The 10388-nt window shown below is 48.3% G+C and carries 8 protein-coding genes; 1 reads left to right on the top strand and 7 read right to left on the bottom strand.

All coding sequences use genetic code 11. The annotated features are described in order from the left end of the window. From L0156_28805 to L0156_28775, 7 genes are all read right to left on the bottom strand, one after another. Positions 1 to 1589 (bottom strand): glycosyltransferase family 39 protein (locus L0156_28805; GenBank protein MCI0607005.1); only part of this gene is annotated, 1589 nt, incomplete at its 3' end. A gap of 98 nt (positions 1590 to 1687) precedes the next feature. Further along, positions 1688 to 3271, bottom strand: a complete 1584-nt coding sequence (locus tag L0156_28800) for a sulfatase (GenBank protein MCI0607004.1) — start codon at positions 3269 to 3271, stop codon at positions 1688 to 1690. Positions 3272 to 3332: 61 nt separating this feature from the next. After that, the gene (locus L0156_28795) at positions 3333 to 5213 is read right to left on the bottom strand and encodes a hypothetical protein (GenBank protein MCI0607003.1); all 1881 of its coding nucleotides are present in this window, start codon (positions 5211 to 5213) and stop codon (positions 3333 to 3335) included. 200 nt (positions 5214 to 5413) lie between these two features. Further along, positions 5414 to 6301: a zinc metalloprotease gene (locus L0156_28790; protein MCI0607002.1), complete on the bottom strand. Its 888-nt coding sequence runs from the start codon at positions 6299 to 6301 to the stop codon at positions 5414 to 5416. 125 nt (positions 6302 to 6426) lie between these two features. Continuing rightward, positions 6427 to 7887, bottom strand: a complete 1461-nt coding sequence (locus L0156_28785) for an alkaline phosphatase family protein (GenBank protein MCI0607001.1) — start codon at positions 7885 to 7887, stop codon at positions 6427 to 6429. Further along, positions 7884 to 9674 carry an alkaline phosphatase family protein gene (locus L0156_28780; protein ID MCI0607000.1) on the bottom strand — a complete coding sequence of 597 codons (1791 nt, stop codon included), beginning with the start codon at positions 9672 to 9674 and terminating at the stop codon, positions 7884 to 7886. The genes L0156_28785 and L0156_28780 overlap by 4 nt, the downstream gene beginning before the upstream one ends. 10 nt (positions 9675 to 9684) lie before the next feature. Beyond that, on the bottom strand, positions 9685 to 9858 hold the full coding sequence (locus L0156_28775; GenBank protein MCI0606999.1) for a hypothetical protein: 174 nt from the start codon (positions 9856 to 9858) through the stop codon (positions 9685 to 9687). 79 nt (positions 9859 to 9937) lie between these two features. On the opposite strand from L0156_28775, the gene L0156_28770 reads away from it, so the two are divergent. Then, positions 9938 to 10267: a DUF4286 family protein gene (locus L0156_28770; GenBank protein ID MCI0606998.1), complete on the top strand. Its 330-nt coding sequence runs from the start codon at positions 9938 to 9940 to the stop codon at positions 10265 to 10267. Positions 10268 to 10388 lie beyond the last annotated feature (121 nt).

Raw genomic sequence — 10388 nt, 5'->3', positions numbered from 1 at the left:
GGTCTCATGTTCCAGTAATGATGGTATTTGTCGACGGCTCTCCATGGAACGTAATTTATCAGGGCAAACAGACTAAGAACAAGAACTGCAAGATTAGCTCCGCGGACTTGATCCATGCCACGAATCGTCAACACCGCGAGCGGCACGATCATCAAGAACCAGTATCGCGCGCCAAAATCCGGACCACCACTGTAGTAGTAGAAGAAGTAGGCAACAAAACATGTGATCAACACTGCCAGCATTAAGCGATCCTGGTTTGTGAATTTTTTGCGAAAAAAGAAGGCCGCGGCAAGCAACAAAGATCCCGTGCTCCAACCGAATAGTTCAATGTTCAAGGAGAATGTATTCAATGCAGCATTCAGAACTGCATCGCGCGGAGAGTGACCTGGAAAGGGATCGAGCGGCCAACCCATTCCGCGATCCGCCCCAAATCCGTAGGCATTCGAATTTTTGCCGAAGTACTCATCCGTATAAAGATTAATCGGATAAACGAACGGATCACCAGTGTAATAAGCGTTCCACGGAAAAATTGCCGCGCCCACCAAAAGCGTTCCTGCTGCAAGAGCAAAAAGCGCAGTCCATTTTAAGCGCTGTCCTCCGATGCCGATTGCCCACAATGCTATGAGCGCTCCGACAATCAAGCCATCGACCGGCCGGATCAAACTGCTGTAACCAACCGCGAGTCCTGCGATAAATGCCCAGAGCGATTCCCCGGTTGTTCGCGATCGCAGCACAGCCCATGCCGCAAACAGAAGGCAAAAGAGCGTCATCATGTGCGTCATGAAACTCATCGCGAGAAAAATGTACCAGGGTGAAACGCACAGTAACAAGATCGTTAAGTGAGCAATCCGTGCATCATAAAGCTGTTTGAGAATTGAATACGCCAGCAACAAATTGATTGCGGCAAGTAGCGGATTGATCAGCCATGGCGCGCCGAACCAGGAGCCTAACGCGAGCACCGCAGGCCATCCAGGCGGAGGGACCGGATACCATTCGTTTCCATCCACACGCATCAGATAAACGTGGAAGCCTTCCGGAACCGGAGGGGCCGGCATTTTCATGTGTCCTTCCGCATAGAAACGCGCCTGTATCAAGTACACGACCTCATCGGTGATGTGCGGATGATTTTGATAACTCAAAAGATTTAAAACGGACGCCACCATGAGGATCCACAGCGCACCATGGTAGGGACGAAATTTCTTGTGCCAATCGGCTCGAAACGATTCCGGAATACTGCGTACGATGAAAACGATATTTCCCAGATGCACAAGCTGAGCGAATGCGGCGAATAGAATCTCACTGAAATAGATAATCGGAGAAGGGGACAGCGCAGCGCTGGAAAAAGTGAAGAGCAGCGCGATGAGTAAAAGTTGCCACCAGCCGAAGTGCTCTTTCAACCAGAGGAAAATCTCTCTGCGCAGTTTGATCAGGCGTACGCAGACAAAGGCCGACTGCAGCAAGAAAACTGCGAGAAACAAGGGTGAGGCTTTCTGCAAATCATAATGCTGATAGTGAATGCGGTTGCCCGCATCGATGAGTTGTAAAGTTGCCGCCTGACCTATCAGCTCCAGTAAACTCCAGAAAATCAATTTGTTTGAACCGCCAAGACGCCAAGACGCCAAGAAAGGGAATCTTGTTTTTGTTCTATCGTGGCGTTCTTGGCGCCTTGGCGGTTGATTGCTCATGCTCAACGCATCAGACGGCGCAGCTCATTTCGCGGGAGCGTTAGATCGCTGCTTCCGGCAAGATTCTTTTTTTCAAACGGATCGGCCCGCAGATCGTAAAGCTCTTCACGGTTGCGTCCGATGTTGTGAATGTAGTGCGTGTTTTTTCCGATCACTGATGCCACATTCCGCTCATCGTACCGAAGAGTTGCCAGAATGGAATCATTGGATCGTTCTGCGAAAGAACCGTCACGCAACTCAAGAAGCTGCAAGATCAGGAACGGAATTGAATAGATGCTGGTTGGCTGTTGCGAAATCTGTCCGGAAGTTATCTTCTTTGGAAAACGGACGATCAATGGAACGCGCGTCTGTTCCACATACAAACTTGTCCCGTGACCTTCCGGATCATGATCCTGAGGTGTCCTGGCGCCGAATGATTCGCCGTGATCGGACGTCACGACAAGAATTGTGTTGTCCAATAATTTCTTTTCGCGCAACGTGTCAATCAATGTTCCAACTTCCTGATCCAGCTCTGCAATTGCTTGATCATACTTCGCGACTGCTTGTGCCATCGGCGAAGTCAGCTTGCTGGAAAAGAATGCTTTGTTGGCATCCATGTAACAGATGTAAACAAAGAAGGGTCTTTGCGGATAAGTATTCAAGAAATCGAAGAACTGCGCGCGAATATTCGGGGCAAGGTTTCCATGCTTTGGCAAATAGTAACCAAGTCGTTTCGAAATTTTTTCCATGTTGCGTCCGATTGTCGTTCTGCGAATAACATCCACCACAAGGTAGGTCTCAAAACGGAGGAAGCCGCGTCCGAGATATTCAGGTGTGACCCAGGAAGCATTGCCGGAAAAGGCACCGGTCACGTAACCCTTTTGCGAAAAATATTCAGCGAGAACCGGAATCTCTTCCCGGATTTTCAGCTGCGGCCAATCAGCGCCATGTTGATGCGGATACACTCCGGTCAAAATCGAAGCTTGCGAAGGAAGGGACCAGGAGGTGGTGGACCAGGCATTTTCATAACGAATACCCTCATTGGCGATGCTGTTGAGGTGCGGTGTCAGCATGCTTTCTGCTTTCATTCGATCGTAGCGGACCGTGTCAAGAACAATCACGAGCACATTGGCTGCTTGCGATGGAACCGGCGGCAATGATCGAGCTAATCTGCTCTCTCCGAAAATCTTATAGCACTGGACAAAACCCCATGCTGCGCCAAGAAAAAGAGGTATCACCCAAAGCAGTTTGTGCACGGCCTCGATTCGATTTCGCATCGCACGATGTACCGTTACGGCAAGGCCAAGGGACAGGAGCAAAACGCTGATCCAGTGCAAGACCTGAGGTGTGATGAGCACAACTGTAAAACACACAAAAGAGAAAATTGCTGCGATCCACCGGCTATTTCGAAAAAGCAAAAGCGGAACAGCCAGAAGTGAAAAACAAACGATGTTCAGGAGTGGTGCAGCCCAGAGAACGTCTAGTGAAACTTTTTCAGCCGCCAGAACCGCCGGATAATTCCGGGTGACGACATGAATCACGCTTTCGAGCACACCACAAATGAAACCGCTCCAGACGGCAAGCAGGAGAACATCCAGTTTTTTCACAGCGCGAGCGGATCATTTTATAACAGAATGATTGAGTTGGTTGTCCCCTGTGCATCACCGATCACGGCAAAGTCGTAACTGCCCCGTTATAGTATTCGCCATTTGCCGAATCCTTTGACCCTGTCCCCGGCGTAGAGAATAAGCATCTTCGTTTATAGCATTCCAAAATCTGCAGTTGTTTCACACGTCGTGAAAAAGCAAATGCAGGCATGTTCTTTTCTACCAAGACGAATTCAAATTTGGCTGAAACAAAAAGCTTCGTGAAGTGTTCAAACTGTGCCTTTTCAGACATTCCTTTGTGAGGATATTCAAAACCCGCGCGAACCAGGTTCGGCGTTTTTTCGATTAAATAATGTGGTGTCATAGACAGATGCCCCGAGTAAACGCGCACGCCACCTAAACCCGGAAGAATGACGCCCGCTTGAACATCACTAAGAACAAGAGGGTGCGCTTGCGACGAGTTGTGTCGAATCGTCTTCACAGCTTTCAGCAGCTCGGTTTCATATTCCAAAGAGCTGTAGATGAAAAACAAAAGAAGAATGCTGTTTATGAAAAATAGAGAAAGGACAACTGTTCCCAAAAGGCAACAAATTCTCCGTACAGGAATGCGTGTTATCCGCAGTATTTTTTCTTTTATCAAATAGACGGCAAGACCCGCCAAAATGCACAGATAGAAATGACCTCCGCTGGAAATCTTCGTTTGTTTGATGTTGAAAACGACAAGCAGCAAAAAGAGCATCAAGGGAAATACTCCCATCCATCGAATCCTTTTATATTCAGGATGTTTGAAGCAGATCCATAAGCCGATGAAAGAAGCAGGTAAGGATAACCCGTATCCAAGAAGCCAGAACAACCGATTGGCCTGCCAGGAAAAAGTAGTTTTAGCGAACTCATCCCAAACTGGATGTTGTGATACCCACCAATGGTAGATCGTCGCAGGGACCGTAATGCTTGCAAGAACAAGAAGAATCCAGCTGCGAGTATCCGAACTGGTTTTGTTGTTTCGGAGGAGATAGAGAGCGTAGTAGACCCCATAGGCGCCAGTTAACAGAATGCTTTCATAAGGGTGAGTGAAGTTCATAAACAGAACAGCAACTGATAAAAGGAAAACCGGTAGGAAACGTTTTTCTCCGGACAACTCCCGATTGTCATATGAGGCAATTAAAAGCACTACGATTGAAAGCAGGGCAAACGAAACGCTGTGGTACGGATAAGCATAAAATGTGGAGAATAAAATTGCGTCCTGGTATCTTAGATCGGCTCCGGGAGGAGTCTTTACACCGGCAACCTGTCCAATCAAATTTATGGTTCCTGACATTCCGGAAGAAAATGCTGCAAGAATGCAGGACCATTTTGCGGCTCCTTCCGGCATTCCGAATCTCAGCGCGGCATAAAAAATGGTAATCAGAAGAATCACTGTACCTGCGATTCCGAAAAGGAACAGCGCAGTGATTGATGGAATGCTAAACCACCTTGCGATGGTTCCTACTGCCAGGAAAAAAATGTTGAAATAGTAACGTCCATGAGGTTCCACTGTATAGAGGTCAGAAAGCATAAAATGCCCCTGTTTGGCCTGAATAATCCAGGCCGCGTAGCCATAGATGTCCTCCGCGTTATAAAGCGCCCCCGAGGGAAGAGACTCGGACGCCGTAGGCAGGTCAAATAATCCAAGCTTGGCTCCTATGATCCAGCGGTAACCAATCAGTAGAAGTACGGAAGATATTGCAATGATAAACGGGAAAAAAAGCTGCCTAATGCTTTTACTGGAAGTTCTATTTCGGAAATAAAAAGTAATCGCATCGAATACCAAGATCAAGGACCCTAGCCGGATGAACTGAATTGCCTTCGCTGAATGGACATTGGATGGAATCCAAAACGGGATCAGATAAGTTGAAATAAGAAGTAACGCTGCTAGAAATACAAGGATGCAGGAAACTAACATATTGCCTGTTTGCCACAAACAACGATGGCTTACAGGTATGTTAAGGGTATTCCTGTCGAGAACATAATGGCCGCCGAACCAGGCGAAGTCTGAAAAATCAATTGGAGCGCGGACTTCCAGTCCGCAAAACGTGTTCGCTCGACTAGCATTTTGCGGGCATAGATGCCCGCGCTCCCACTCTAGGAATTCCGGGAAATCAACTATTTGCCGAAGCGGTGCGTTGTGAACACGTTGTCCATCCGCTTATCCTGCCCTGTCGTGAATTGATTCATGCAGGAATCATCGGTGTAGTCCATGAAGTTCCTGATGGGATCGGCGCCGCCTCCGTTGCAGGTATTGCGGCCGATGGGACAACCATACGCAGGACTCCGTTCTGCCGGCGTGTCGGCTACCTTATCTTTGTCGGCGCATCCACCCTGAAACGTGTGATACAAACCCATCCAGTGTCCCACTTCGTGCGTTGCCGTATCTCCCAGATTGTATGGATAGGCGCTTCCGCCAGGGAGCGAGGAATAGAGCACAACAACTCCATCACTCTTCGGCTTGCTGGCGTAATTCCAGGGGAACGTTGCCCAACCCAGCAATCCACCACCCGGATTCGCTGAGTAAATATTCAAATCGTCTGCGGTACCTTTGCGAAGAGCATTCTTCATTTGCGCTTCAGCCGTTGAACCGTAGGAAAGGTTGTACCAGCTCGAATTTGTCGTTCGATCCACACTAACGAGGGTGAACGCCCAACCGAATGGACCAAATGCATTTTTTAACACGTTGATCTGATTGTTGATCATTGTGGAGGAAACATCGCCATTGCTGATTCCGGTTCCTTTGCGAATCACATGAAAATAGACTTTAATGGTTCCGCCGGTGACATTGGAAATTACATGAGATGTCATGTAGTTTTGGATCTGTTTATCGATTGCTGCAGCCGTAATTGAGTCCGGATGAACCGTGCCGCACCGGCGGCCGGTTTCAATGAATGCTTCTTGATCGACAAATTCCACGCCCTTCCATACGAAAGGTTCAGCCGAAACAAGCTGTGGCAGCACTGTGAAGACAAAAATAGTTAGCACCAAACTCGCAGTTTTCATTTGAGAAAGACCTCTTGGGGATTTGCGTTGCATACAAAAATAGTGTCGGCAAATCCGATGCGCAAGTTGCGTGGTAAGGGGCAGGCCTCGTGCCTGCCCTTTACGGGCGACCACGAGGGTCGCCCCTACGAGATGTAGCCTAATCCCGTGAGGCGGTCCCGGATCGTCTGTTCGTCCTCGGGCGAGTAGTCTCCATCGCCGGAAAGGTTCCTACCGGAGACGATCGATTTTCCCTGCATACTGCTTGGAATGTCATGACCCGTAAGCTCCAGTAGCGTCGGGGCAAGGTCCAGAATGTGAACTCCCCGGATTTCACCACGCAGGGGATTGTTCGACGCCGCGAGAATAAAGGCGCCATGTTGCGCATGATTGCAATCATCCGGGCCGGTGTCATTTTCCTGCACATGAAGTTGTGAATATCCCACGCTGCCGATCGAACGCCATAGAAGCTCCGAAAAATGACAGATGAGATCGGGAGCAACATTGCGAACGTTCCTGTAAATTTCTTCCGGTTTGAATACGAGATTTTTCATCGGCTTTCCCTGATCGTCCCCAATTCGTTTCAGTTTTGCAGCGAGCTCATTGCGAAAGGATTCGTACTGCGATTTTTCTATCACACCGGACGGTTCGCGGTCTTTCACATTGAAAAAGATTCGCGCATAATAACCGCCTTCACTCCAAACTTTCGTTTTTTCCCAGTCAACGCTCAGCTGATTGAAGGGAGTCACTTTTTGCGGATAATCATTCAGCACAAGCAAACCTTCGCGAATCAACCATTCATTGATGCAGAATCCGCCATCCAATCTTTGAGCTCCGTGATCGGACAGCACCAGAATCAATGTGTCTTCCTGAAGTTCACTCAGAAGTTTTCCGACTTCTTCATCCAGATAGAAGTAGTAATCGCGAATCACATTTTCGTACAGATTTCCCGGCTCATGTTGTTTATGCGCCGGATCGTAATACTTCCAAAATCCGTGTTGCAGGCGATCCAATCCAATTTCTACGAATTGAAAATAATCCCATTGCTGCGTTCGCAGGAAATGACGTATGACTTCAAAATGCTTGCGGGTCATTTCGTAGATTCCCTTCAGCAGCGAATCCTTTTCGTTGGTACGGAAACCTTTCACATCCGCAGGATATTCACCGACAATGTTCTTGATCTCCTCCTGAACGGAAGATGGATGCGTGTATTGACTTTGATTTGTATCGGGAGTCAAGAAACAGCCTACACAGATTCCATTGATTTTCCGCGGTGGATAAGAGGGGGGAACGCCGATCAGAATGCTGCGCTTTCCTTCGCGAGCAAGTTGATCCCAGATCGCGAGCTCCTGAATCGATTTGGATGTGGCGAAACTCAAAGCATCATAGGAATAATCGACGCGATTTCTGAAGCCGTACACACCGAGTGATCCGGGATCCTGACTTGTTGCCATGGACATCCAAGCAGGAACCGTGATGGGCGGGATCACGCTTTCGAGCCGGCCATAACAGCCGCCTTCCATCAATCGCCGAAAATTTGTCAGGCGCTCTTCGCCAAACAAGATTTCGGGAGCCGCGCAGTCCAAACCGATCGCGAGAATCTTCATGCCAGCAATGATTCTCCTTCCATTGAAGGTGGTTTGGCAAGTCCGAGCGCTTGCAAAATAGTAGGAGCCAGATCTTTGATATCTGAGTTTGCGCTAAACGGACGGTTCATGAATAAAACACCCGGCACAAGTTCGGGATCAATAATATGATCGCCGGACCACCGTTTCGAATTGTCTTCCAAAACGCTGCCGGACATTCCTCCGAGCGCAGTTGCCCAGGAAGCGCGATACCCTTCCTGAAAATTGATTAGCAGATCCGGGGCCATTCCTAAAAAAGAACCGCTGTACGCTTCCTCTTTTTTGAGAACACGACGCACCGGTTTCGCCTGTTTCTCTGGATCCACAAATTGCAGCAACTGCGTGATCATCGCCCTCTTGAGGCTTTCAGCTTCCGTTTCCTCCACAATTCCTTTTGACTCGCGACCTTTTAAGTTCAGGTACAAACCGCTCAGTCCGACTGCATACGCTCTGGTTTTCTCCCAGTCCACATTTCGAAAAAATCCATCGGCAGCATCTTCGGGCCGTTTTCCGTTCTGAAGGGTCAGTAAGCCTTGCTGCAGCAGCCAGGTATTCACGTGAAATCCCCGTTGGAAACTGTTCATTCCGTGATCGCTGAGAACGATAAAAAGCGTGTTGTCATCGATCGATTCCATCGCTCGACCGATCACCTGATCGCAGGAAACGTAATGATCTTCAATGATTTTGCGCGCCCCTTCTTCAGGTCGCCAGAACATATGCTGCAAACGATCGGGAGTGTCAAAGAGACAAAAGAAAAATCCTTTCTGGAATCGTTGCAGCTCATACTGCATCATCCTTTCCCGTTCTCGCAAAACTGCTTCGCACTGTTTCAAATACGCATCTTCGCTCAAACGTCCGTTGTTCAAGCCTCCATGCTCTTCCACCATCCCGGTTGTATAAAAGGCGCCCACTTTCGCGGATAGATCGCTTGCATAGGAGAACGGAGAACTGATGGGAAAGAGTGGAGCATCGGGGTCAAAATTTACAGGTGATGCAAAAAGCTCAAACACCGGTTCCATTTGAACAAAGTAAAAACGGACCATTCCGCGGACAGAGGTTAATGCGCCGGTTTTGAATTTCAGTTTCAGCCAGTTGCTCCATTCTTTTTCGCGCAGCTCAATTGCAGACTGCTGCCCTTGCTGGCGGATTACGATTTTTTTGGAAGACCTATCTAATTCGATTACGATCGGACAATGAAAATCCGTTCCATCTTTCGGATTACGCGGCCCGATCACATTCGTATGGATGGAATTCGCGGTGGGAACCACACGAATCACGTGTTCATTTTCTTGTGCGGTTGTTTCCGCGCTTCTGTAAAAAGATGTGGTTCCCAGACCGCCCCGCAAATCGGGAACTCCCATCCCCGAGAGCATTCTGCCCTCCAGATTGTCCGGTGGATAAGTGCAAGGACAACGCAGGATGACTGAAGGGATTCCTTCTTTCGATAGAAAATGCCAGAAAGGAATTCCACCGCGCAGATTCACAACCTTTGGCGGAAGAAACGAACTTTTCTGTTCGTACCGGGTTAAAGATAGATCGGGCAAGTAAGTCCGGGGATCGCGCCGCACGAAATCAAAGATTCCATGTTCTGCAGGGTTGACTCCTGTCGCAAACGTAGACCATGCCACTGGTGTAAGCGCAGGATTGGTCGTTTGAATGCGGCTGTAAAAAAGTTTCGCGAGATTCGGTAGACGCTTATCAGAAATCAGCGAATCTACAATTTTTGGTTCAAAGCCATCGAGTCCAATGACAATAACTTTACTGGTCACTGGCCACCAGTCACTGGTTACTTTTTCTAAAAGACTTCCAGGTCTTGCGGACGGCGCCTAAGATTGCGCGCCACCAGATCAGGAGAATTCCTATGAGGCTGCCGATGATAGATGCGATCGGCATCAGTTGATCGGGTCCCGCGTAAAGAAGCGGAATCAGTCCAAGCATCTCATTCAGTATCATGATAGATAAGTCCTACATTATGGCTGACAACCAATCATGTTGTCCATGGGGTGTATAATTTTCCGAAGACGAGGATGATATGGCTGCAAGATTCATGTACGTTGTGCGCGTGAAGATTTCTGTGAAGGAAGAACAAGAATGGAATCGCTGGCATAACAAGGTGCATATCCCGAAAGTGCTTGCTCAGCCTGGTTTCATTCAAGTAAGAAAATTTCGTGCAGTAGGGGATGGGGTTAAAGAAGCTGAATATTTTGTGCTCTACGAATTGCAAAATCAATCGGCTTACGTGAAATATGCTCAGAGCGAAGAGGGAGCGAATTTGCGCCAGGAATACCTTGATGCTTATGGCGCGAGGACCAAGATTACCAGATGGGCCTGGCAAGAAACGCTAAAACTCGTTAAAAGTTGAAACTCAGTGTGCGAGTATGCCGCCGTAGTAGCCGGTGACGGAGATTAAGGTAAAAACGAGGATTGCCCAGAAAACTGCCAGTTTTTTCAGACGACGACTTAGAGAAATCAAAAAACCAATT

Source organism: bacterium (assembly GCA_022616075.1).
Lineage (GTDB): Bacteria > Acidobacteriota > HRBIN11 > JAKEFK01 > JAKEFK01 > JAKEFK01.
The sequence above is the reverse complement of the archived record's forward strand: the minus strand, read 5'-3'. Positions and strand labels throughout refer to the sequence as shown.